The sequence below is a fragment of the Nereida sp. genome, assembly GCF_965655635.1.
GTDB lineage: Bacteria > Pseudomonadota > Alphaproteobacteria > Rhodobacterales > Rhodobacteraceae > Nereida.
In genome coordinates, this window is record NZ_CBFHHE010000025.1 from 1 (window position 1) to 20922 (window position 20922).

Consider the following 20922-nt stretch of genomic DNA (forward strand, 5'->3'; position numbering starts at 1 on the left):
ATTTGGGCTCAGCATTTGATCACACATAAGGTCCCGTATTTATGGCGTATTCACCGGGTTCATCATGCCGACCGCGACCTTGATGTAACAACAGCCATTAGATTTCACCCCGTTGAGATCGCCCTCTCAATGCTGCTGAAAGTTGGGCTGGTCTATACATTGGGGCCTGCTGGCGTGGCTATCGTGATCTTTGAGATTATTCTGAACGGCTGTGCGATGTTCAACCATGCGAATATCAACATCCCGCAGCCCGTTGACCGCATACTACGCAGAATTTTGGTCACGCCGGACATGCATCGCGTTCATCACTCGACCGAGCGTGCGGAGCACGACAGTAATTACGGGTTTTCGCTGTCGATCTGGGATCAGTTGTTCGGGACCTATATCGCGCAACCCAAAGACGGGCACAGCGATATGAACATTGGCTTGGAATGGCAGGACGACCGGCCATCACAGCTGGGTTGGAGCCTCGCGCTTCCATTTCGCCGTCGATGAACCTTGCTCATCTAAGTGCTGAGGCAGCCACGCATGGCCTGTTCGTTATGGCAGAATGCCCTGATCCCGAAAGCAATAGCACCATCGTTCTGATTGGCGCGAATGCCACGTTCTGGGGAATTTTTACCACCTCGCCAGAATACCAAAACAACGTCCCAAACCCTGTCGATACGTGGTCCAAGCGCATCATCACTCGCCTAGCTGATGGGCGGCCAACGGTTTACCCATCTGATGGTCCGCCCTACGCGCCATTCATCCAGTGGGCGCTTGGCAGTGACCAGTTCTTCCAGAGCCCTGTCGGGATGATGGTCCACCAAAAAGCCGGATTGATGATCTCTATTCGCGGCGCGGTTAAGTTAACACAGCCTTACGCAGCGCCTACACTATCTGCCCCGTCTCCTTGCGTCACCTGCGTCGAGAACGCCTGTCTGACTGCCTGTCCAGTCGGTGCGTTGGGACAAGACACCGCTTACGATGTGCCCGCATGTAAGGCCTATCTGAACAGCGCTGACGGCATTGATTGTATGACACAAGGTTGCGCCGTGAGACGGGCTTGTCCGGTTAGCCAGCGCTTTGACCGCCCCGCAGCCCAGTCCGCCTATCACATGAGCGTCTTCGTTTAGGCAAAAAAGGGCGCCTCAAAGCGCCCTTTTCTAATCCGTTTACCGCGATAGTGGTGATACCTTAGTGGCCCAAGATTTGGCTAAGGAACAATTTAGTACGATCTGATTGTGGGTTCTCAAAGAACTGCTCTGGCTCGTTTTGCTCAACGATCTGGCCCGCATCCATAAAGATCACACGGTTCGCTACTTTGCGCGCAAAACCCATCTCGTGGGTCACACAAAGCATTGTCATGCCTTCTTCCGCAAGCTCGATCATGGTATCGAGAACCTCAGCAATCATCTCAGGGTCAAGCGCAGAAGTCGGCTCATCAAACAACATGATGCGGGGCTTCATGCAAAGTGAACGTGCGATTGCCACGCGTTGCTGCTGACCACCGGAAAGCTGGCCAGGATATTTATCCGCTTGCTCTGGGATCTTCACTTTTTCAAGGAAGTGCATTGCAATCTCTTCGGCTTCTTTCTTTGGGGTCTTACGAACCCAAATCGGTGCCAGCGTGCAGTTCTCAAGAATTGTCAGGTGTGGGAACAAGTTAAAGTGCTGAAAGCACATGCCCACTTCCGAACGAATAGTGTCGATATTTTTCAAGTCAGAAGACAACAACGTACCATCAACGGTGATGGAGCCTTTCTGGTGCTCTTCGAGCGCGTTGATGCAGCGGATCAACGTCGATTTACCAGAACCTGACGGCCCGCAAATAACGATACGTTCGCCGCGGTTTACAGTCAGATCAATATCGCGCAGCACGTGAAACGAGCCGTACCACTTGTTCATCTGATTGATTTCGATGGCGACCTCGTCAGAGACCTTCATTTGTGAAATTTGAGACATATCAGGCGCTCCTTAACGATGGCCAGTTTGAAGCTGACGTTCCAGCCATTGTGAGTATTGCGAAATTGAGTAGCAAACGACGAAGAAAACTGCCGCAGCAAAGAGGTAGACTTCCCAGTAGATCGAAATCCAGTCTGTTGACTGTTGGATTGGACCCCGGATCATGCCGACGATATCGAACATCGAAATGACCGACACAAGTGTCGTGTCTTTGAACAAACCAACAGCAACGTTCACGATGCCCGGGATTGAGATTTTCAACGCCTGCGGCAAGATGATGAGACGTGTCGCTTGGGTGTAATTCAAACCAAGACTATCTGCCGCCTCATATTGGCCTTTGGGCAACGCCGCCAAGCCGCCACGGATCACCTCGGCGATATACGCAGCAGAGAAGGCTGTGATCATGATGATCACGCGCAGGATCAGGTCGATCGAGCTTTCAGGCGGGAAGAAATACGCCAACATAACGTTTGCCACAAACAGCAACGTGATCAGCGGTACGCCGCGAATGAATTCAATGAATAATACGCAAACGCCTTTGATAAGCGGCATGTTCGACTGACGCCCAAGCGCCAGCACAACACCCAGAGGAATAGACAAGGACACGCACACAGTGCCCAGGATCATGCAGAGCATATAGCCGCCCATATCGCGGGACGCGACTGCTTCAAGCTCTATCGGGACAACGCTATTGATCGCGGCTGAAATGGGTCCTAGCCCGTAAACCATCAACGCATAGAGGCTGAACAACGTGGTAACGATTGTGACCAAGCCACCATCTTCATAGCTGTTGTAAATCGCATAGCCCACAAAGATGCCCATCGGGACAAAGAACGCGTAGGTAAAAATCGCAGCGATCATAAAGACAAAGCCAGCCACTGTGGAGACGATGCCTTCCCCTGCACTTACGTTGCCAGAGATAAACCAAAGCTCTTGCGCACCAAGGTATAGCAGATAGCCAAGACCGATGCCTGACAGGGCCCCAACAATGCCTGCAACGGCTTGGCGGAGCGAAACGCTTAGGCCCTCAATGAACAAATAAATCACTGCAGTTACGGCCAATAGACCAAGGATCACCACAGGCACCCAAAGTGAACCGCCCCAGATCAACCAATATGCAACGAAAGGATAAAGCGCCGTCGCAATCAAAAGCTTACGCGGCAAATACATCGCGAAAAGCGCTGGCATCGCGCAAACCACCAAAAGAACAAACGCCAAAGTCGGGCGCCAATATTCAGTGGCAGGGTATTTGAACCCAAAGAGTAGGTGATCCCACCGATCAACCAACACAGCAAAGCATGCAGAACCTGCAGTGCCGGCATCGGCCATAATATTACGGCAATCTTTAATGCTTGTGGCGTCCCACACGCCATTCCAGAACCAAGGGAACACACCCATAATAAAACGGGCGATAAGCAGAAATGCGATGACCGTCATGACTGAGTTAACCCAGCCAGAGAACAGGTTTTCCCGTATCCACTTAACAGGTCCGGTTTCGCCCGCAGGCGGCGGTGAAGCGGGGATTTCAGAGTTGCGAACGAAGGCAACAGATTGGGCGTTTGTGTCGCTCATCTTAGCGCTCCTTCAACTTCGTAGAGTTGTTGTAAATATTCATCAGGAAAGAGATCGACAGCGAGATCACAAGATAGAACAGCATTAGCAGCAACACGGCCTCAATGGCGCGTCCTGTTTGCAAAAGGGTGATCCCACCCAGCGTACCGGTCAAATCCATATACCCAACAGCGATCGCCAATGACGAGTTTTTGGTGATGTTGAGGTACTGCGAAATAAGCGGCGGAATAATTACGCGCAGCGCTTGGGGCAGCACAACAAGGCTCATGATCCGCTTCGGCCGCAAACCCAAAGCAGCAGCTGCTTCGGTTTGCCCCTTAGAGATTGCAAGAATGCCTGCGCGCACGTTTTCGGCGATAAACGCGCCAGTATAAACCGCAAGGGCTAGCCACAACGCAATAAGAGAGCCGCGGATGGTGAAGCCACCTTTGAAGTTGAAGCCCTTCAACTCTGGGTACTCAAGACCAATGGGGTTGCCCAAAACAATCTGCGCAAGGATCGCAGGGACAAAGAACAGGCCAACGGATGGCCAGAAAGTAGAAATCAAACGCCCATGGTTGAAAAGCTGCGCTTTGGCGTAGCGACGGAACAATAAGACGCCCACTATGGATGCGAGAAATACGCCGATCACCATCATGGAACCGTCGTTCCACACAGGGCTCGGCATGAAAACACCACGGTTAGTCACCGCGACGCTGTCCCACAGCCACATAGATGCTTGCGGGTCAGCGCCCTTAAACGCGCGAGGCGCAGGCGTTGCATTAATAAGGATTGAGAAAATAATCAGGATCCAAATCAAAACAGGCACATTGCGAAAAATCTCAACGTAAAAACTCATGATCTTACGCACGAGCCAGTTCGGAGATAGCCGCAGCACACCCGCCACAACCCCGATTATAGTTGCGGTCACACACGCGAGGAAGGCCACAATGAGCGTGTTAAGCAGACCGACAAGCGCAGCACGCCCGTGGGTGGACTGAGATGTATATTCGATAGGGCGCTGGTTGATGTCATATCCCGACTGCTGACCCAAGAAGTCATAGGAGATATTCAGGCCAGCGGCCGCAAGGTTGCGCACCAAGTTGCCACCGATGAAAGCCATTGCGGCAATGATCGCGACAAGCGCAATAAATTGGAAGGTATACGAGCGATACCGGGTATCGTTCAGCAACATGGACAAACGGAACCCGCCTTGCGGCGTATCGGGTGTCGAGCTCATAAGGTAATTTCCCTGCTTTTCCTGATTACGCACTTACCACTGAAAAAGGACCAGCGCCGCACGTCAGGTGGTCGGCGTATAGAAAAAGGGCGTGGCAAAAGCCACGCCCTTTTCCAGATGTGTTTAGCGGAATGGTGGTGAGTAGATCAGACCACCGTCGAGGTAAGAAGCGTTCAAACCACGTGCCAAGCCGATTGGTGTGCTTTCACCGATGTTACGTGCAAATGATTCGCCGTAGTTACCCACCGCTTCAATTGCGCGCTTCGCCCAATCCGCATCCAAACCAAGTTGTTCACCCAAATTGCTTTCGGTGCCGAGCAAACGGTTGATCTCTGGGTTGTTTGAACCATCAGCTGCAAGGCTAGCGGCATTTACAGATGTTACACCCAGTTCTTCAGCTGAAATCAGTGCGTTGAGTGTCCAGCGAACGATATCGCCCCACTCGTTGTCGCCGTGACGTACCAATGGGCCAAGTGGCTCTTTGGATACGATTTCAGGAAGAACAACGTGCGCTGATGGATCTGGGAAGTTAGCGCGCTGAGCCGCCAACGCAGATGCGTCAGTTGTGTACACGTCGCATGCGCCCGCGTTGTACTGTTGTACAGCTTCTGCGCCTGTTTCGATTGGCACGGGCTCATAGCTGATGTTGTTTGAGCGGAAGTAGTCAGCAAGGTTCAGCTCTGTCGTCGTACCAGTTTGGATACAGACAGTCGCACCATCAAGTTCAAGAGCCGAGGAAACACCGAGCTCTTTTGGAACCATGAAGCCTTGGCCGTCATAGTAGTTTACGCCAATGAATTCGAACTTCAGGTCTACGTCACGGCTGAATGTCCATGTTGTGTTACGTGCCAACATGTCGATTTCGCCAGAAGCAAGCGCTGTGAAGCGTGTTTTGCCTGTTGTTGGAACGAACTCAACAGCAGTCGGGTCGCCCAGAACACCAGCTGCGACCGCGCGACATACGTCAACGTCGAAGCCTTCCCATTCGCCGCTTGCGTTTGGAGCCGCAAAGCCTGGAACGCCCGTGGTTACACCACAGTTCATAATGCCACGTGCTTTGACGTCATCCAACGTACCGGCAGATGCTGCAACTGCAGCCAAGCCTGAGAGTGTCAGTGCGCCAAGAAATACGGTTTTTTTCATAATTACCTCTTCCTGATTTTCCGCCCCTGTTGAGACGGCTTATCCAAGTCAATATATGCTTGGTTACCTATAGAACGGGACAACACCCATCCGAAGTGTCCAAATTTGGCCAAAATAGGGGGGGAAGGTCAAGAGAAAGAATACCCGAACTGGCCCTATTCATGTAAAAACAACCAAGTTGCCGCTACGTCACGCCTAAGAAGCAAGCAGTGCAGGTTAATTTTTCACCCACGCAAAGAATTGTGCCGCGTTTTCAAAGGCAAGGCGCTTTGATTCCATGAGTTCATCCGCCTCTTCATCGCGGCCCCATTGCTCAATCTGCCACTCCTCATCGATTCTCGACCACGCCCAAAGCGCGTCCAACGGGTGACTGCCGCGCGCTGCTGCAAGTCCCAAAACCAAGGAGCCGCTGATACACACAAGATCATGCAAAGCCGCCACCTCAAACACGCTCAATGCGTGCACTGCGGCAGAAAGGTTGGCCAAAGAAGTCGGATCTTGTTCTACAAACATGACGCCATTGCCAGTGTTAAGCCGCGCCGAAAATGTCTGATCCGCCCAATCGAGCATCGGATCCCACGCAGCTGCTTGACAGGCAATCAACTCATCGGGCTGTAGCGCGCGGTAACAAAGCAGATCAGTCTCACCATAGCTTGCCAGCATGTCCGCAACATCGGACTTTTGCGGTGTAACCTTCTCAATGGCCGCATTCACATAGCGGGTCGCGGGCATGGAAAGCGGATCAATCTCATCGCTTTGCGCACGCCACTCACCTGCAATGGCATCTGCCAACGGCCGAGACGGCACACAGAGCACATTCTTCAGCGGTGTTTTGACCTGCTTACCATCAAGATGAACCTCAAACCCCGCATCAACAGGTACTACATCGACGTCCGTCCAAAAACGTTTGTTCTTCCACTCGCTCAAAATTCATCCCCATCAAACGGGTTGGCTGGCACATCAGAAGCCGACCAACCGAAAGTTTGCCAAGTACGTTCCATATGATCGGGCAGCGGCGCCGTTAGCGTCAGCTGTGCGCCCGTCATCGGATGCAGCAAGTTCAAGGACCGCGCATGAAGGTGCAACTTCTTACTGATGTCACCACCAAGCTGTGCGCCCCAGCCATCCCCAAAGTTTTCCTGACTACTGCCACCGTATTTTCCATCACCAACGATCGGGTGCCCGATCTCGGCCATGTGCGCGCGCAACTGGTGGGTCCGACCCGTCACAGGCGTCAAGGCCATCCAAGCCGCACGAGACGCCAGCCGCGACAGCACCGCATAATCAGTGTGCGCACGTTTTGCATCATCATCAAAGCGCACTTCATCAGGGTGAACGCAAACCATCCGCTCACCTTCGCCGCGGGCTCCGTGACCAGTGGCCTTCTTCAGCCCGTATTTGACCGACGCCATACCGGGGTGCGGAACACCAGCGACAATGGCCCAATAGATCTTGCGGGTTTCTCGGTGGCGAAATGCGGCGGTAAAGGCCTGCGCCGCAGCGCGGGTACGGGCCAACAACAGCACACCAGAAGTGTCTTTGTCCAAACGGTGCACCAAACGTGGCTTCTCTTCGAAACCAAATTTCAACGCTTCAGACAGCATATCCACGTGGCGGGTCTGCTTGCTGCCACCCTGTGAAGGCAGGCCCGCAGGTTTGTTCAAAACCACAATGTGATCATCGCGGTAGATCACACAGGACTGGATCATCTTCACATCATCAGCACTGATCTTGGCTTTCGGCACATAGGCGACCGGCTCAGCCTCATCAGGGATCGGCGGCACACGAACAGTCTGACCAGCGATCACACGGCTCGACGACTTCACGCGACCTCCGTCAAGACGTAGCTCACCTTTGCGGCACATCCGCTCAATACGGCCTTGGGCCAAGTGCGGATACCTGCGGCGTAGCCACCGGTCAATCCGTTGGTCCGCTTCATCCGCTTCAATGGTCAATAGTTGGACGCCGCTCATGACAGGCTCCTTGCAAGTGTAAGGCCAACCCCACAGGCCAAAAGGGACAGAAGCACCGAAGCTCCCACGTAAGCGCCAGCATACAATATACGGCCCTCTTCCATCAATCTTAGCGTGTCCAGGGAGAACGCACTAAAGGTGGTAAACCCACCCAACACACCTGTCATCACAAACGGAAGCCACGCTTTATCAAGCGCGAGCCAAACGACCCCGATTGCAAAAGATCCCGCAACGTTCACGGCCAAGGTCCCCATTGGGAACGCAACCAAAAGCCCCACCGCAAAGCGCAAATACGCGCCAACAGCACCGCCAAGCGCCACAGAGATAAGTGTTGAAAACATTGGGGGCGTTTGCGCGCCAACGAAGCTTTTGTCAACTGCCGCGCTTTGCTCGCAACTTAGCGAAATATTCAAGTCGGCGGTTCAGGTCCCGCTCAAAGCCACGCTCAACTGGCTGGTAAAATTGTGGGCGCTCCATGCCATCGGGGAAATAGTTTTGCCCAGAAAACCCATCTTCTGCATCATGGTCATAGGCGTAACCCTTACCGTAGCCTTGGTCCTTCATGAAACTGGTCGCACCATTAAGAATATGTTTAGGCGGAGGCGCTGACCCGGTTGCCTTGGCGGCGGCACGCGCAGCTTTGTAAGCCACGTAAACACCGTTCGATTTAGGGGCCAGCGCGATATAGGTCAGAGCCTGCGCAAGTGCCAACTCCCCCTCGGGGCTACCAAGCCGCTCGTACGTTTCCCACGCCTGTAAACACACTGCTTGGGCTTGGGGGTCTGCAAGGCCAACATCTTCCACCGCCATCCGCGTTATGCGGCGCGCCAAAAAGCGTGGGTCTTCCCCGCCGTCCAGCATACGGGCGAACCAATAAAGCGCCGCATCAGGGTCCGAGCCGCGCACAGATTTATGCAATGCACTGATGAGATTGTAATGGGCGTCGCCACTTTTGTCGTACTGCGCTGCACGCCGCATTAAACGGGTACTCAGCTGGGCTGCATCAAGTGGCGACGTCACTTTCCAAGGTGCTACTTGTTCGATCAAGTTAAGGGCGGCACGACCATCCCCATCCGCCATTTCAAGAAGTGCGCGGCGCGCATCGCAATCAAGCGGCAAGTCACGCTCCAACTCGGCTTCGGCGCGCTGCGCAAGCAGCTCCAAGTCGTCGGTCGACAGACGTTCAAGAACCATCACTGACGCCCGCGACATAACGGCTGCGTTCAATTCAAAGCTGGGGTTCTCAGTGGTTGCCCCCACCAGCAGGATCGTACCATCTTCCATATGCGGTAAGAACCCGTCCTGCTGTGCTTTGTTAAACCTGTGAATCTCGTCCACAAACAGAAGCGTACCCTGCCCGTTGGCTCGGCGCATTTTGGCTGCTTCAAATACTTTTCGTAGCTCGGGCACACCCGTGAAAATGGCGCTGATCTGCACAAAGTGTAGGTCAGTCTCATGGGCCAGCAGGCGTGCGATTGTGGTCTTACCTACACCCGGAGGGCCCCAAAAAATCAAAGATGACAAACTGGCTGACGCAAGCATTACGCCAAGCGGAGCTTCAGGGCCAAGGACGTGCTGCTGACCAATAACGTCTGCTAGCGACTGTGGACGCAACCGGTCCGCCAGCGGACGCGGGCCGGCAGAGGCTTCAGGCTCGGACGTGGTGAAGAGATCAGTCATACATCGAAACTACGCCCATGCAGAGCCGAGGGAAAGCTACTGATTATCTATCAGCAAGTTCAACAGAACTAGCCGAAATAGAAAAAGCCCCGTCGCATTTCTGCGACGGGGCCCGAATTCAAGTGTAGGGCGTGATGCCTTACTCAGCAGCAGCTTCTGCCGCTTCGGTGCGCGCACGATCTGCGGCACCTTTTGCATCGCGGTCACGATCAACAAACTCGATGATCGCCATTGGCGCCATGTCACCGTAACGGAAGCCAGCTTTCAGAACGCGCACGTAACCACCTTGGCGGTCTTTGTAGCGCGGTCCGAGGACTTCAAACAATTTCTCAACATATGCGTCTTGCTTTAAACGGCTCGCAGCCTGACGACGTGAGTGCAGGTCGCCTTTTTTGCCCAATGTTACCAACTTTTCGATAACACGACGAAGTTCTTTCGCCTTTGGCAGTGTTGTTTTGATTTGCTCATGCTCGATGAGCGAGCCAGCCATGTTTGCAAACAGCGCCTTACGGTGCTCGTGTGTGCGGTTTAGGCGTCGGTAACCTTTTGCGTGACGCATTTCTTATCTCCTAATTATGCTTTGTAGCGAGGGTCTGATGCGTGTCAGCCCTTCAAATTGGGGCGGGATTGCCCAGTCTGTATGCAGAGCGGATCGCATGTCGGCCCGCTCCGCGTAATATCAACTTAGAAGTTGTCTTCGAACTTCTTAGCAAGATCTTCAATGTTGTCCGGTGGCCAGTCCTCAACGTCCATGCCGAGGTGCAAGCCCATGCCTGACAGTACTTCTTTGATTTCATTCAAAGACTTACGGCCAAAGTTCGGCGTACGGAGCATTTCAGCTTCGGTTTTCTGGATAAGATCACCAATGTAGACAATGTTGTCGTTCTTCAGGCAGTTTGCTGAACGAACAGACAATTCCAACTCGTCCACTTTCTTAAGAAGCAGTGGGTTGAATTCAAGGCCATCATCTTCTTGTGCAGCTGATGCACTTTCAGGCTCATCAAAGTTCACAAAGATAGACAACTGGTCCTGCAGAATGCGCGCCGCGTAAGCAACGGCATCGTCAGGCGTGATTGAGCCATCTGTTTCAAGCTTAAGTGTCAGCTTGTCATAATCCAAAACCTGACCTTCACGTGTTGGCTGAACTTCATAGCTTACCTTTTTTACAGGTGAGTAGATCGCATCAATTGCCATCATGCCGATAGGCGCATCTTCTGGTTTGTTCTTGTCCGCAGCAACGTAGCCCTTGCCTGTGTTTACGGTCAGTTCCATGAACACATCCGCGCCATCGTCAAGGTGACAGATCACGTGGTCTTTGTTCAAAACTTCAACACCAGCAGACTCAGAAATGTCAGCAGCAGTGACAACGCCTGGACCCTTAGCTTGGATAGAAACCCGCTTGGGGCCTTCCACGTCCATGCGGATCGCAACGCCTTTGAGGTTCAAGATGATGTCAGTTACGTCTTCACGTACACCGGCAACGCTTGAAAACTCGTGCAGAACATTATCGATTTGAACCGCAGTAATGGCAGCACCCTGAAGTGATGACATCAAAATACGGCGCAGGGCGTTGCCCAACGTCAAACCGAAACCACGCTCAAGCGGTTCAGCTACAACAGTTGCCTGACGTGCAGGATCGTTGCCAGGCTTTACAGCCAATTGCTGCGGCTTGATCAGTTCTTGCCAATTCTTATGGATCATGCGTCCCTCCATTCTTGCGTTCCTTCCATGTCCTAAAAGGAGCGCTCTCGAGGTTAAAAATGACGGAATGGGGCCGTGTGCGAAACGCGGCCCCAAGGGTATTCAGATATTATACGCGGCGACGCTTTGGTGGGCGGCAACCGTTGTGCGCCATTGGTGTCACGTCACGGATAGATGTGATGTTGAAACCAACTGCAGCCAAAGCACGTAGTGCAGATTCACGGCCTGAACCGGGACCTTGCACTTCGACTTCCAGCGTTTTGACGCCGTGCTCTTGCGCTTTTTTGCCAGCATCTTCAGCCGCCATCTGCGCCGCATATGGCGTAGATTTACGTGAGCCTTTGAAACCCATTGTACCAGCAGACGACCAAGAAATGGCGTTACCTTGCACATCGGAGATGAGGATTTTTGTGTTGTTGAAAGAAGAGTTCACGTGAGCAACGCCAGCGGCGATATTCTTGCGTTCTTTTTTCTTAGTGCGGGTCTTATCACGAGCCATGGATCAGTCCCCCTTATTTCTTCTTACCAGCAATGGCCTTTGCGGGGCCTTTGCGAGTACGAGCGTTAGTGTGTGTGCGCTGACCACGGACAGGCAAGTTACGACGGTGACGCAGGCCACGGTAGCAACCAAGATCCATCAGACGCTTGATGTTCATCGTTGTTTCACGACGCAGGTCGCCTTCAACGGTGTAGTTTTCGTCGATGTGCTCGCGCAGTGACAAAATTTCCGCATCGGAAAGTTCATTCACGCGGCGAGTGAGGTCGATCCCCAAAGCTTCGCAAATCGCATAAGCAGAGGTGTTCCCAATGCCAGTAACATAAGTGAGGGCAATCACGACGCGCTTATTCGTCGGGACGTTAACGCCGGCAATACGAGCCAATGTTCTCTTCCTTTTTCAGTTGCGGATCCGTAGTTCCAGACCCTTTTTTCACAACATCGGACGGAAAGTCCTTTGTCATATCGAGGTATTTTGCACTCAAAAAGCGCAACTAGCCCGACTCAGAAGAGCGGGGCAGATGGGGCTAGCTAGGGCCTTTTGGCTCAAGCGTCAATATGAGGTTGATCAATCAATCCAGAATAACGTTGATTTCGCCAGCAACGTCACCGATTTCACCAAGACCGTTCACCGAAGACAGCTGATCCTTGGCGTAATAATAACCAATCAGCGGGCTGGTCTGTTTATAATAAGCCATCAGACGCGTCTTCAGGCTATCTTCGTTGTCATCTGCGCGTCGCTGGAAATTGCTGCTCCCGCAGTTCGAGCAGTTACCGTCTGCTGGCTGTGGCTTGGTCGCATCATTATAGACTTCACCACAGTCACCACAGGTTGAACGGGCCGTAATCCGAGCCACAAGAGCCTCATCATCAACACGCATTTCAATCACTGCATCAAGTGATGCTCCGATCTTATCCATTAACTTTGCCAGAGCATCCGCCTGAGGCAACGTGCGCGGGAAACCATCAAAGATGAAACCGCCCTTTGCATCGCCGGTGAGCTTTTCCTCGATCAAACCAATAACGATCTCATCAGTCACCAAGTTGCCCGCATCCATCACTGCCGCAACTTTTTTGCCCATCTCGGTTCCGGATGTCTTTGCTTCGCGAAGCATGTCACCTGTTGAGAGTTGGATCATGTCGCGCTGCTCAACGAGCTTGCGTGCTTGGGTGCCTTTACCAGCACCAGGAGGTCCGAGGAGAATAATGTTCGTCATATTTTTGGGTCTTTCTTGGCGATTCACCGAGTTTGTATACTATTGGATACCAAAACGTCCCTACAAATTTGCAGAGGCGCTTAGTAATTTATCAAATCCTATCGGCGAACCGGGCTGCGTTTTTTCCGGCGGCCCTTGCCTTTGCCACTTAGCTGGGACTTTTCAATCAAGCCCTCGTACTGGTGAGCTAGCAAATGCGACTGGATTTGTTGAACCGTATCCATACCGACGCTGACGATAATCAAAATAGATGTACCGCCAAAATACGCCGTAATTTGCAAGTTTGAGCGGATCATCTCAGGCAGCAAACACACCAGCGCAAGATAGCCAGCACCAAGCACCAGCAGGCGCGTCACGACATAATCCAGATACTCTGCTGTTTTCTTGCCAGGGCGAATGCCCGGAACAAAACCGTTCTGGTTCTTCAGATTGTCCGCAACTTCTTCGGTCTTAAAGGCGACGTTGAAGGTGTAAAAGAACGTGAAGAAAATGATCATTGCCGCAAAGAACACGAGGTAGAGTGGCTGACCTGGTCCAAAATAGGCCAGAACAGTCGACATGAACGGGCTTGTTTGGTTCCCGCTAAAAGTTGCGAGCGTCGTTGGCAATAGCAACAGGGAGGATGCAAAAATCGCAGGGATAACGCCAGCCGGGTTCACTTTGACGGGCAAGTGGCTTGAACCGCCATCATACACCTTCATACCGACTTGGCGGCGCGGATACTGAATAGTGATTTTCCGTAAAGCGCGCTCCATGAAGACCACAAATGTTAGCGTCGCCCCAATCATAAAGAGAACACCAACGATCGTAGCAGAGTTAAGTGCGCCAGAACGGCCTTGACTAAAGAACTGAGCAAAGGCCAACGGCAATTCTGCAATAATACCAACAAAGATAATCAGAGAAATACCATTACCGATGCCGCGTGCTGTAATCTGCTCACCAAGCCACATCAGGAACATTGTGCCACCCACAAGGGTCACAACACATGAAATGCGGAAGAACCAACCGGGATCAGTCACAAGATCGCCAGCCTCAAGCGAGACAGCCAACCCGTACGCTTGGAACGTCGCCAGTACCACTGTGCCGTAGCGCGTGAATTGGTTGATTTTCTTACGACCAGGCTCGCCCTCTTTTTTCAGCTGCTCGAAATAAGGAACCATCGCTGTCAAAAGCTGAATGATAATCGAGGCTGAAATGTAAGGCATGATGCCAAGAGCGAAGATGCCCATCCGCGACAGCGCACCACCAGTAAACATGCCCAAGACACCTGCAATACCGCTGGCCGCTTGATCCATGAACGTACGCAGACTGTCTGCATCGATGCCCGGTACAGGAATATAGGTCCCGATCCGATAGACGATTAACAAACCAATCGTAAATAAAATGCGCTGGCGCAATTCGGTCGCTTTGCCGAAAGCTCCCCACGACATGTTGGAGGCCATTTGTTCCGCAGCTGATGCCATATTAATCGTCTCTTTTAATCAAATGCGCCGCCAGACGGCTTCCCGTTGGCGGCGCTTGGAAAACTTGAAGCGTTATGTAAGGGGCCTAAGCGCCCCTAACAACCTCTTATTCAGCGGCCGCTTCTTTTACTGAGCCAGTAACGGTCAATTTACCGCCGGCTTTTTCAACAGCGGCGATGGCGCCAGCTGATGCGCCGGTTACTTCAGCAGTGATTTTCGCCGTTACTTCGCCTTTGGCGAGAATGCGAATACCGTCAAGCTTACGGCGCACGACACCTGTAGATACCAGTGTATCTTCGGTGACTTTGCCAGCTTCCAGAACACCTGCGTCGATGAACTTCTGGATCAAGCCAAGGTTAATGACTGCAAATTTCTTACGGTTCGGTTTGTTGAAGCCACGCTTTGGAAGGCGTTGGTAGAGGGGCATCTGCCCACCTTCAAAACCTTTGATCGCAACACCTGAACGGGACTTTTGACCCTTGATACCACGGCCACCAGTCTTACCAGTGCCGGAACCCGGACCACGACCAACGCGCTTGCGTTTTTTGGTTGCGCCGGGATTGTCGTGTAGTTCGTTAAGTTTCATATCGCTTCTCCTTTGCCGGACGGTCTCCCCGAAGCGAACGGGAGGGACACGGCGTTAAATTGATTCGGGACGCCCAATGAACGCCCACCGGCGGCGTATAGACCCGCAACGCCTTTGGATCAAGGTGTTGCACGCATCAATTACGCCAATACGCCAAACGAAAAGCGCCCCGCACGAATGCGAGGCGCAAATCTGTCAACTAAACCTAAGCTCAGCCTTTTTCTTCGATGATCTCAACCATGTGAGAGATAGAATTCACCATGCCGCGGACGGATGGTGTGTCTTCTAGCTCACGGGTTTTATGCATCTTGTTCAGGCCCAGACCGATCAAAGTCTTACGCTGCTTTTCAGGGCGGCGAATGGGTGAACCGATTTGCTTAACAACGATGGTTTTAGCCATTGCTCAGTCTCCTTAAGCTTCGGCTTCAGCGGCAGGCGCTGGAGCGTCAGTTTTGGGCAGGATGTCAGCCACTTTCTTACCACGGCGCTGTGCCACCTGACGGGGGCTGCTTTCCTTGGTGAGGCCATCCAACGTAGCGCGGATCATGTTGTAAGGGTTCTGGGAACCGATTGACTTAGCAACCACGTCCTGAACACCCAACATCTCGAACACAGCACGCATTGGACCACCAGCAATGATACCAGTACCCGTTGGGGCGGTACGCATTACAACTTTGCCTGCGCCATGACGGCCAGCCATATCGTGGTGCAATGTGCGGCCTTCGCGCAGAGGCACACGGATCATCTGGCGCTTTGCTTGCTCGGTGGCTTTGCGAATGGCCTCAGGGACCTCTTTCGCTTTACCTTTACCGAAGCCAACACGGCCTTTCTGATCGCCGACAACTACGAGTGCGGCAAAGCCAAAGCGCTTACCACCCTTTACAGTTTTCGACACACGGTTGATCGCCACCAGACGGTCGGCGAATTCAGGGGTCTCTTCGCGATCGCGACCTTTACCCCGACGGTTTTCACGTTCTGCCATTTTCCGTCTCCTTAGATCTTCAGACCACCTTCACGAGCAGCATCGGCCAAAGCCTTTACTTTCCCGTGAAAGAGGAAACCGCCACGATCGAAGTATGCTTCTTCGACACCGGCTTTTTTCGCACGTTCCGCGATCACTGCGCCAACTTTCGTTGCTGCTGCGATGTTGTTCTGACCTACGACGCCCAAATCTTTCTCCATAGAGGAAGCTGAGGCAACTGTTTTACCAGCTACGTCGTCGATCAGCTGTACGCTGATGTTTTTGTTTGAACGGTGAACGGACAAACGCATACGTCCTGCATTCACCTTGCGAAGTTTGTTCCGAACGCGCAGGCGGCGCTTAAGGAACAGAGTTCTTTTACTGTTAGCCATAGCTGCGGTTCCTTACTTCTTCTTACCTTCTTTGCGGAAGATATATTCGTCGACATACTTGATCCCCTTGCCTTTATAAGGCTCGGGCTTACGCCAAGCGCGGATGTTAGCCGCAACCTGACCGACCTGTTGTTCGTCGATACCTTCCACAATGAGCTGTGTGTTCTTCGGGGCAGTTACTGTGACGCCATCTGGAACTTGGAACACAACATCATGGGACAGACCCAATGACAGTTTGATGTTCTTGCCTTCCATGGCAGCACGATAACCAACACCGTTGATCTCAAGCTCTTTTTTGAAGCCGTCAGTCACACCAGTCACCAGGTTGGCAACCATTGTGCGGGTCATGCCCCACTGTTGACGTGCACGCTTGGACTTACCGCGTGGCGTCACAGCCAAAGCACCATCTTCGACGGCGAGTGTGACATCGTCAGTCGCGGTGAAGGAACGGACACCCTTGGGGCCTTTCACTTCAACGGTCTGACCGTCGATTTTCGCTTCTACACCGGAGGGCAGAGCAACTGGTTTTTTACCAATACGAGACATCTGTTCCTCCTTAGAAGACTGTGCAGAGCACTTCGCCGCCGACGTTGGCTGCGCGTGCGTTTGCATCCGACATCACGCCGCGAGACGTGCTGACAATCGACACACCCAAGCCCTGACGGACAGTGGGGATATCATTAGCGCCCATGTAAACGCGGCGGCCAGGTGTTGAAACCCGCTTCACTTCGCGAATGACAGGAGTGCCTTCGTAGTATTTCAGGCTGATTTCGAAAGCAGGGTGGCCATCAATGCCAGTCTTGCCTTCATAACCGCGGATGTAGCCTTCGTCGGCAAGTACATCCAGAACCCAAGCACGGAGCTTGGACGCAGGGGTTTCAACCGTGGATTTGCCGCGCATCTGACCATTGCGGATGCGTGTCAACATATCACCGATAGGATCGTTCATTTGTTAAACCTCCCTTACCAGCTTGACTTGACCATACCAGGGATTTGACCCTGGCTGCCAAGCTCACGAAGAGCAATACGGCTGACCTTAAGCTTACGGTAGTAAGCGTGGGGGCGGCCTGTAAGTTGGCAACGGTTGTGAAGGCGTGTCGCCGAAGAATTGCGGGGCAATTTTGCCAGCTCAAGCTGTGCTTTGAACCGCTCTTCCATGGGCTTGCTTTCGTCACGCGCGATTGACTTAAGCTCAACACGCTTAGCGGCGAATTTCTCCACCAGGCGTTGACGCTTTTTCTCGCGTTCGATCATAGATTTTTTAGCCATATCTCAGTCCTCTCCGCGCTTACGAATTGAAGGGCATGTTGAAAGCTTTCAACAGTGCCTTGGCTTCCGCATCCGTTGGCGCGGTAGTGCAGATGATGATGTCCATGCCCCAGACTTCGTCGACTTTATCAAAGTCGATTTCAGGGAACACGATGTGCTCTTTCATGCCCATGGCGTAGTTGCCACGGCCATCGAATGACTTGCCCGAGATGCCGCGGAAGTCGCGGATACGAGGCATAGCGATGGTGATAAAGCGATCAAGGAATTCGTACATACGCTCGCCGCGCAATGTCACTTTGGTACCAAGAGGCATATCTTCACGAACCCGGAAGCCCGCGATAGATTTCTTGGCCATCGTAACAACAGCTTTTTGACCAGCGATTGCGGTCAAATCTTCCTGAGCCGCTTTCACTTTTTTGCTGTCTTTTACGCTTTCAGCGCCCGCACCGATGTTCAGAACAATTTTGTCCAAACGCGGGATCTGCATGTCGTTCTTGTAGCCGAACTCTTCTTTCATCGACGCACGAATGATGTCGTTGTAAAGAGACTTCAGACGGGGTGTGTAGTTTGCTGTATCAAGCATCAATCACGTCTCCCGTGGTTTTGGCGAAGCGAACTTTCTTGTCACCTTCCATTTTGAAGCCGACGCGTGTCGCTTTACCGTTCTTGTCGGCAAACGCCAGGTTCGACAACTCGATGGGCATTGCTTTTGGAATGCGGCCACCTTGGCTTGTCTGCGATTGGCGTGTGTGGCGGATGGCGATGTTAACGCCTTCTACAACAGCCTTGCCAGCGGACGGGTCAACAGACTGAATTGTGCCTGTTTTGCCTTTGTCTTTGCCAGCGATCACGATGACAGTGTCACCTTTTTTCAACTTAGCGGCCATATCACAGCACCTCCGGCGCGAGCGAGATGATTTTCATGAAGTTCTTGGCGCGCAATTCGCGAACAACTGGCCCGAAGATACGTGTGCCGATTGGCTCACCGTTGGTGTTCAGGATAACTGCTGCATTACGGTCAAAGCGAATTGCTGTACCGTCTTCGCGACGAACTTCTTTAGCGGTGCGAACAACTACGGCCTTACGGACGTCGCCTTTTTTCACACGGCCACGTGGAATGGCTTCTTTAACCGAGACGACAATGATGTCACCTACGGAAGCGTACTTACGCTTAGAGCCACCCAACACCTTAATGCACTGAACACGGCGAGCGCCGCTGTTGTCAGCAACATCCAGGTTGGTCTGCATCTGGATCATTTGGTTTCTCCCGACCTTTGGGGGGCGATGCGTGCCCTATCCCCAGGGTTTCGATTAAGCTGTGAAGCCTGACTTAGTCTGTCAGAACTTCCCAACGCTTTGTCTTAGAACGTGGTGCGCATTCGATGATACGAACGAGGTCACCAACGTTAAAAGAATTCTTCTCATCGTGTGCCCGGTACTTCTTGGACTTACGAATGGTCTTTTTCAGAACGGGGTGTGTGAAACGACGCTCAACCGATACAGTGACGGTTTGCTCGTTTTGGTTGCTTGTGACAACACCTTGCAGGATACGCTTGGGCATAGGTTAAGCCTCCGCTGCAGCAGATGCTGCTTTTTCGTTCAGAATTGTTTTTACACGTGCCGCGTCACGACGGACTTGGCGCATACGTGCTGTGTTCTCAAGCTGGCCAGTCGCCTGCTGAAAACGCAGGTTAAAGCTTTCTTTTTTGAGCGATGCGAGGTCTTCGCGAAGCTGATCCGGCGACTTGTCGCGGAGTTCTTTAGCGTCCATTGGACTATTCCTTTTTCAACATCACCAGCGGGCCCCTGAGGGTCACCCCGATTCTGGTGGAGTGGGTGTAGAAGCTGGCCGTATAGGGGGGATAGTGAAACCACGCAACCCCTTTGTTTTTATCGCCCGCAGTATGGGCCAAAAGGGAAGAACCACGCCACATCGCAGTCAGAGCAATCAATGACACTGGCTTGACCCAAGGCGATCAGGTATCGACTGCGCTATGACACAGATTGAATCGCTTTTCGCAACCCGCCTTTACTCAGCCGTCCTGTCACAGCACGGCAAAATTGATCCAACCGAGCTGGAGCAATCCTGCTATGTCATCGCAGAAGACGATGAAGCTGGCCAAGAGTGGTGCGAGCAAAACGGCTATGCAGGCTACACCAGCTATGCGTCCCTTACGGATTTGCCGTGGCGCTTTCCAATCTTCAAGGACGTGGTAGACGCACTCGATAAACACGTGGCTGAATTTGCCAAGGACCTGTGCTTTGACTTGGGCGATCGTGAATTGGTCTTGGAAGACATCTGGATTAACATCCTGCCTGAAGGTGGCATCCACACATCCCACATTCACCCCCATTCGGTTATTTCTGGAACGACCTACGTAGCAATGCCCGAGGACACCTCCGCGCTGAAACTTGAAGATCCACGTTCACAGATGATGATGGCGGCACCACCCCGCACCGCAGACGCGCGGGAAGAGCTAAAGGCATTCGTTTACGCCAAACCTGCCGTCGGAGATGTTTTACTTTGGGAAAGCTGGCTGCGCCACGAAGTGCCCATGAACATGTCCGAAGAAGACCGGATCAGCGTTAGCTTCAATTACAAGTGGGCTTAGACCGTACAGAACATCGCAAGCACCGCTTCACGTCATAAAAGCGGTGCCTGCGTTTTAACCCAAGCTTAACTGCCCGCGTTCAAAAGCTGTGCATTCCCGCCAGCGGCTGTTGTATCAACGCAAACGTGCCGCTCATGGGTGAGCCCGCGTGAAAAATCCCCTTCACTCAACAATGGGATCAGCGCACCGTCTCTTGCGGCCAAAGCCACACGGTATTCGCGCAACTGCTCGGGGGCGGCAAAACTCACAACTGCCGCAAAGCCATGCAACGCGCCCAGCGCTTCTGCCGTCACCTCACCGTTTATTGCGCCATCCAAGAGCAAACCTGACGTTGCCATAACAGGATAACACCCCGCCTGTTCTGCTGCCTCGGCGTGCTGTCCCACTACTACGGGCGCGAAGCAGGATTAGAGCTGCGTGAGGACATCGATACGGTGCTTGAGCCCGGAATGGTAATTTCAATGGAACCAATGCTGACCATCCCCGAAGACACGGCCGGTGCTGGAGGTTACCGCGAGCATGACATTCTGGTCATCACAGAAGACGGCAACGAAAACATCACCGTCTACCCCTATGGCCCCGAGTTCAACGTGGTAGGCTAATAAAACAAATCAGGGGGCCAAGCGCCCCTTGATACTCCCAACGGCGTCGCCGCTTGCTGACTGCAACCAGTTCAGCCAAATCATTATAT

General features: G+C 52.8%; 30 protein-coding genes and 1 pseudogene. 4 read left to right on the forward strand and 27 right to left on the reverse strand.

Going from position 1 to position 20922, the window contains the following annotated elements:
* Both ACTF5M_RS08390 and ACTF5M_RS08395 read left to right on the forward strand, forming a co-directional pair.
* A partial coding sequence (locus ACTF5M_RS08390) for a sterol desaturase family protein (protein WP_438960584.1) occupies nucleotides 1–495 on the forward strand: 495 nt, incomplete at its 5' end.
* A complete protein-coding gene (locus ACTF5M_RS08395; protein WP_438960585.1) occupies nucleotides 492–1118 on the forward strand; it encodes a ferredoxin in 627 nt (208 codons plus the stop codon). The genes ACTF5M_RS08390 and ACTF5M_RS08395, both read left to right, overlap by 4 nt.
* A gap of 61 nt (nucleotides 1119–1179) precedes the next feature.
* On the opposite strand, the gene ACTF5M_RS08400 is transcribed toward ACTF5M_RS08395, so the two are convergent.
* The 26 genes from ACTF5M_RS08400 to rpmC form a co-directional block, all read right to left on the reverse strand.
* Nucleotides 1180–1947: an amino acid ABC transporter ATP-binding protein gene (locus tag ACTF5M_RS08400; RefSeq protein WP_438960586.1), complete on the reverse strand. Its 768-nt coding sequence runs from the start codon at nucleotides 1945–1947 to the stop codon at nucleotides 1180–1182.
* Nucleotides 1948–1959: 12 nt separating this feature from the next.
* Nucleotides 1960–3519, reverse strand: coding sequence for an amino acid ABC transporter permease (locus ACTF5M_RS08405; protein ID WP_438960587.1), 1560 nt, complete (start codon nucleotides 3517–3519; stop codon nucleotides 1960–1962).
* A 1-nt stretch (nucleotide 3520) separates the two neighbouring features.
* Nucleotides 3521–4738 carry an amino acid ABC transporter permease gene (locus tag ACTF5M_RS08410; RefSeq protein ID WP_438960588.1) on the reverse strand — a complete coding sequence of 406 codons (1218 nt, stop codon included), beginning with the start codon at nucleotides 4736–4738 and terminating at the stop codon, nucleotides 3521–3523.
* A gap of 123 nt (nucleotides 4739–4861) precedes the next feature.
* Nucleotides 4862–5881: an amino acid ABC transporter substrate-binding protein gene (locus tag ACTF5M_RS08415; protein ID WP_438960589.1), complete on the reverse strand. Its 1020-nt coding sequence runs from the start codon at nucleotides 5879–5881 to the stop codon at nucleotides 4862–4864.
* A 216-nt stretch (nucleotides 5882–6097) separates the two neighbouring features.
* Entirely contained in the window at nucleotides 6098–6808 is a 711-nt protein-coding gene (locus ACTF5M_RS08420) for an ATP12 family chaperone protein (RefSeq protein ID WP_438960590.1), read from the reverse strand.
* Nucleotides 6805–7854 (reverse strand): RluA family pseudouridine synthase, encoded by a 1050-nt coding sequence (locus ACTF5M_RS08425; RefSeq protein ID WP_438960591.1) that lies wholly within the window; start codon nucleotides 7852–7854, stop codon nucleotides 6805–6807. Before ACTF5M_RS08425 ends, ACTF5M_RS08420 begins: the two co-directional genes overlap by 4 nt.
* Nucleotides 7851–8195 carry a fluoride efflux transporter FluC gene (locus ACTF5M_RS08430; protein ID WP_438960592.1) on the reverse strand — a complete coding sequence of 115 codons (345 nt, stop codon included), beginning with the start codon at nucleotides 8193–8195 and terminating at the stop codon, nucleotides 7851–7853. The genes ACTF5M_RS08425 and ACTF5M_RS08430 overlap by 4 nt, the downstream gene beginning before the upstream one ends.
* A gap of 31 nt (nucleotides 8196–8226) precedes the next feature.
* Entirely contained in the window at nucleotides 8227–9534 is a 1308-nt protein-coding gene (locus tag ACTF5M_RS08435) for a replication-associated recombination protein A (protein WP_438960593.1), read from the reverse strand.
* 139 nt (nucleotides 9535–9673) lie between these two features.
* Complete coding sequence (rplQ, locus tag ACTF5M_RS08440) at nucleotides 9674–10093, reverse strand: 50S ribosomal protein L17 (protein ID WP_438960594.1); 420 nt, start codon at nucleotides 10091–10093, stop codon at nucleotides 9674–9676.
* Nucleotides 10094–10218: 125 nt separating this feature from the next.
* Nucleotides 10219–11235: a DNA-directed RNA polymerase subunit alpha gene (locus ACTF5M_RS08445; protein ID WP_438960595.1), complete on the reverse strand. Its 1017-nt coding sequence runs from the start codon at nucleotides 11233–11235 to the stop codon at nucleotides 10219–10221.
* A 109-nt stretch (nucleotides 11236–11344) separates the two neighbouring features.
* On the reverse strand, nucleotides 11345–11734 hold the full coding sequence (gene rpsK / locus ACTF5M_RS08450) for a 30S ribosomal protein S11 (RefSeq protein WP_048599027.1): 390 nt from the start codon (nucleotides 11732–11734) through the stop codon (nucleotides 11345–11347).
* A 13-nt stretch (nucleotides 11735–11747) separates the two neighbouring features.
* On the reverse strand, nucleotides 11748–12116 hold the full coding sequence (rpsM, locus tag ACTF5M_RS08455) for a 30S ribosomal protein S13 (RefSeq protein WP_048599028.1): 369 nt from the start codon (nucleotides 12114–12116) through the stop codon (nucleotides 11748–11750).
* A 187-nt stretch (nucleotides 12117–12303) separates the two neighbouring features.
* Nucleotides 12304–12948: an adenylate kinase gene (locus ACTF5M_RS08460; RefSeq protein WP_438960596.1), complete on the reverse strand. Its 645-nt coding sequence runs from the start codon at nucleotides 12946–12948 to the stop codon at nucleotides 12304–12306.
* A gap of 98 nt (nucleotides 12949–13046) precedes the next feature.
* Nucleotides 13047–14411, reverse strand: coding sequence for a preprotein translocase subunit SecY (gene secY, locus ACTF5M_RS08465; RefSeq protein WP_048599030.1), 1365 nt, complete (start codon nucleotides 14409–14411; stop codon nucleotides 13047–13049).
* Nucleotides 14412–14517: 106 nt separating this feature from the next.
* Complete coding sequence (gene rplO / locus ACTF5M_RS08470) at nucleotides 14518–14997, reverse strand: 50S ribosomal protein L15 (protein ID WP_438960597.1); 480 nt, start codon at nucleotides 14995–14997, stop codon at nucleotides 14518–14520.
* Nucleotides 14998–15208: 211 nt separating this feature from the next.
* A complete protein-coding gene (gene rpmD / locus ACTF5M_RS08475; protein ID WP_048599032.1) occupies nucleotides 15209–15397 on the reverse strand; it encodes a 50S ribosomal protein L30 in 189 nt (62 codons plus the stop codon).
* A 12-nt stretch (nucleotides 15398–15409) separates the two neighbouring features.
* Complete coding sequence (gene rpsE / locus ACTF5M_RS08480) at nucleotides 15410–15979, reverse strand: 30S ribosomal protein S5 (RefSeq protein WP_048599033.1); 570 nt, start codon at nucleotides 15977–15979, stop codon at nucleotides 15410–15412.
* Between the two features lie 11 nt (nucleotides 15980–15990).
* Nucleotides 15991–16350 carry a 50S ribosomal protein L18 gene (gene rplR / locus ACTF5M_RS08485; RefSeq protein ID WP_048599034.1) on the reverse strand — a complete coding sequence of 120 codons (360 nt, stop codon included), beginning with the start codon at nucleotides 16348–16350 and terminating at the stop codon, nucleotides 15991–15993.
* 12 nt (nucleotides 16351–16362) lie between these two features.
* A complete protein-coding gene (rplF, locus tag ACTF5M_RS08490) occupies nucleotides 16363–16896 on the reverse strand; it encodes a 50S ribosomal protein L6 (protein WP_438960598.1) in 534 nt (177 codons plus the stop codon).
* A 10-nt stretch (nucleotides 16897–16906) separates the two neighbouring features.
* A complete protein-coding gene (gene rpsH, locus ACTF5M_RS08495; protein ID WP_048599036.1) occupies nucleotides 16907–17299 on the reverse strand; it encodes a 30S ribosomal protein S8 in 393 nt (130 codons plus the stop codon).
* A 14-nt stretch (nucleotides 17300–17313) separates the two neighbouring features.
* Nucleotides 17314–17619, reverse strand: a complete 306-nt coding sequence (gene rpsN / locus ACTF5M_RS08500; RefSeq protein WP_048599037.1) for a 30S ribosomal protein S14 — start codon at nucleotides 17617–17619, stop codon at nucleotides 17314–17316.
* A 19-nt stretch (nucleotides 17620–17638) separates the two neighbouring features.
* Nucleotides 17639–18202: a 50S ribosomal protein L5 gene (rplE, locus tag ACTF5M_RS08505; protein ID WP_438960599.1), complete on the reverse strand. Its 564-nt coding sequence runs from the start codon at nucleotides 18200–18202 to the stop codon at nucleotides 17639–17641.
* Entirely contained in the window at nucleotides 18195–18506 is a 312-nt protein-coding gene (gene rplX / locus ACTF5M_RS08510) for a 50S ribosomal protein L24 (RefSeq protein ID WP_048599039.1), read from the reverse strand. Before rplX ends, rplE begins: the two co-directional genes overlap by 8 nt.
* Before the next feature lies 1 nt (nucleotide 18507).
* Nucleotides 18508–18876 carry a 50S ribosomal protein L14 gene (gene rplN / locus ACTF5M_RS08515; RefSeq protein ID WP_048599040.1) on the reverse strand — a complete coding sequence of 123 codons (369 nt, stop codon included), beginning with the start codon at nucleotides 18874–18876 and terminating at the stop codon, nucleotides 18508–18510.
* Between the two features lie 73 nt (nucleotides 18877–18949).
* Nucleotides 18950–19180, reverse strand: coding sequence for a 30S ribosomal protein S17 (rpsQ, locus tag ACTF5M_RS08520; RefSeq protein ID WP_048599041.1), 231 nt, complete (start codon nucleotides 19178–19180; stop codon nucleotides 18950–18952).
* Nucleotides 19181–19183: 3 nt separating this feature from the next.
* Entirely contained in the window at nucleotides 19184–19390 is a 207-nt protein-coding gene (gene rpmC, locus ACTF5M_RS08525; protein WP_048599042.1) for a 50S ribosomal protein L29, read from the reverse strand.
* A gap of 223 nt (nucleotides 19391–19613) precedes the next feature.
* Here rpmC and ACTF5M_RS08530 point away from each other — a divergent pair, with 223 nt between their 5' ends.
* Complete coding sequence (locus ACTF5M_RS08530) at nucleotides 19614–20231, forward strand: 2OG-Fe(II) oxygenase family protein (protein ID WP_438960600.1); 618 nt, start codon at nucleotides 19614–19616, stop codon at nucleotides 20229–20231.
* Nucleotides 20232–20296: 65 nt separating this feature from the next.
* Here ACTF5M_RS08530 and ACTF5M_RS08535 read toward each other — a convergent pair whose 3' ends face one another.
* Nucleotides 20297–20617: a hypothetical protein gene (locus tag ACTF5M_RS08535; RefSeq protein ID WP_438960601.1), complete on the reverse strand. Its 321-nt coding sequence runs from the start codon at nucleotides 20615–20617 to the stop codon at nucleotides 20297–20299.
* Between ACTF5M_RS08535 and ACTF5M_RS08540 the strand changes: the two are divergent.
* Nucleotides 20603–20833 (forward strand): annotated as a pseudogene (locus tag ACTF5M_RS08540) (M24 family metallopeptidase); the annotation flags it as partial. The gene ACTF5M_RS08535 and the pseudogene ACTF5M_RS08540 overlap by 15 nt on opposite strands.
* Nucleotides 20834–20922 lie beyond the last annotated feature (89 nt).

Bases quoted from the DNA above. Each gene is read 5' to 3' on its own strand.
- rpsN (WP_048599037.1), bottom strand. From the start codon at position 17,619: ATGGCTAAAAAATCTATGATCGAACGCGAGAAAAAGCGTCAACGCCTG.
- rplO (WP_438960597.1), bottom strand. From the start codon at position 14,997: ATGAAACTTAACGAACTACACGACAATCCCGGCGCAACCAAAAAACGC.
- secY (WP_048599030.1), bottom strand. From the start codon at position 14,411: ATGGCATCAGCTGCGGAACAAATGGCCTCCAACATGTCGTGGGGAGCT.
- rplR (WP_048599034.1), bottom strand. From the start codon at position 16,350: ATGGCTAACAGTAAAAGAACTCTGTTCCTTAAGCGCCGCCTGCGCGTT.
- ACTF5M_RS08405 (WP_438960587.1), bottom strand. From the start codon at position 3,519: ATGAGCGACACAAACGCCCAATCTGTTGCCTTCGTTCGCAACTCTGAA.
- rplX (WP_048599039.1), bottom strand. From the start codon at position 18,506: ATGGCCGCTAAGTTGAAAAAAGGTGACACTGTCATCGTGATCGCTGGC.
- rplE (WP_438960599.1), bottom strand. From the start codon at position 18,202: ATGCTTGATACAGCAAACTACACACCCCGTCTGAAGTCTCTTTACAAC.
- ACTF5M_RS08415 (WP_438960589.1), bottom strand. From the start codon at position 5,881: ATGAAAAAAACCGTATTTCTTGGCGCACTGACACTCTCAGGCTTGGCT.
- ACTF5M_RS08460 (WP_438960596.1), bottom strand. From the start codon at position 12,948: ATGACGAACATTATTCTCCTCGGACCTCCTGGTGCTGGTAAAGGCACC.
- rpsH (WP_048599036.1), bottom strand. From the start codon at position 17,299: ATGAACGATCCTATCGGTGATATGTTGACACGCATCCGCAATGGTCAG.
- ACTF5M_RS08430 (WP_438960592.1), bottom strand. From the start codon at position 8,195: ATGTTTTCAACACTTATCTCTGTGGCGCTTGGCGGTGCTGTTGGCGCG.
- ACTF5M_RS08395 (WP_438960585.1), top strand. From the start codon at position 492: ATGAACCTTGCTCATCTAAGTGCTGAGGCAGCCACGCATGGCCTGTTC.
- ACTF5M_RS08410 (WP_438960588.1), bottom strand. From the start codon at position 4,738: ATGAGCTCGACACCCGATACGCCGCAAGGCGGGTTCCGTTTGTCCATG.
- rplF (WP_438960598.1), bottom strand. From the start codon at position 16,896: ATGTCTCGTATTGGTAAAAAACCAGTTGCTCTGCCCTCCGGTGTAGAA.
- ACTF5M_RS08435 (WP_438960593.1), bottom strand. From the start codon at position 9,534: ATGACTGATCTCTTCACCACGTCCGAGCCTGAAGCCTCTGCCGGCCCG.
- rpsE (WP_048599033.1), bottom strand. From the start codon at position 15,979: ATGGCAGAACGTGAAAACCGTCGGGGTAAAGGTCGCGATCGCGAAGAG.
- ACTF5M_RS08530 (WP_438960600.1), top strand. From the start codon at position 19,614: ATGACACAGATTGAATCGCTTTTCGCAACCCGCCTTTACTCAGCCGTC.
- ACTF5M_RS08400 (WP_438960586.1), bottom strand. From the start codon at position 1,947: ATGTCTCAAATTTCACAAATGAAGGTCTCTGACGAGGTCGCCATCGAA.
- ACTF5M_RS08425 (WP_438960591.1), bottom strand. From the start codon at position 7,854: ATGAGCGGCGTCCAACTATTGACCATTGAAGCGGATGAAGCGGACCAA.
- rpsQ (WP_048599041.1), bottom strand. From the start codon at position 19,180: ATGCCCAAGCGTATCCTGCAAGGTGTTGTCACAAGCAACCAAAACGAG.
- rpmD (WP_048599032.1), bottom strand. From the start codon at position 15,397: ATGGCTAAAACCATCGTTGTTAAGCAAATCGGTTCACCCATTCGCCGC.
- rplN (WP_048599040.1), bottom strand. From the start codon at position 18,876: ATGATCCAGATGCAGACCAACCTGGATGTTGCTGACAACAGCGGCGCT.
- ACTF5M_RS08445 (WP_438960595.1), bottom strand. From the start codon at position 11,235: ATGATCCATAAGAATTGGCAAGAACTGATCAAGCCGCAGCAATTGGCT.
- rplQ (WP_438960594.1), bottom strand. From the start codon at position 10,093: ATGCGTCACGCAAAAGGTTACCGACGCCTAAACCGCACACACGAGCAC.
- rpmC (WP_048599042.1), bottom strand. From the start codon at position 19,390: ATGGACGCTAAAGAACTCCGCGACAAGTCGCCGGATCAGCTTCGCGAA.
- rpsK (WP_048599027.1), bottom strand. From the start codon at position 11,734: ATGGCTCGTGATAAGACCCGCACTAAGAAAAAAGAACGCAAGAATATC.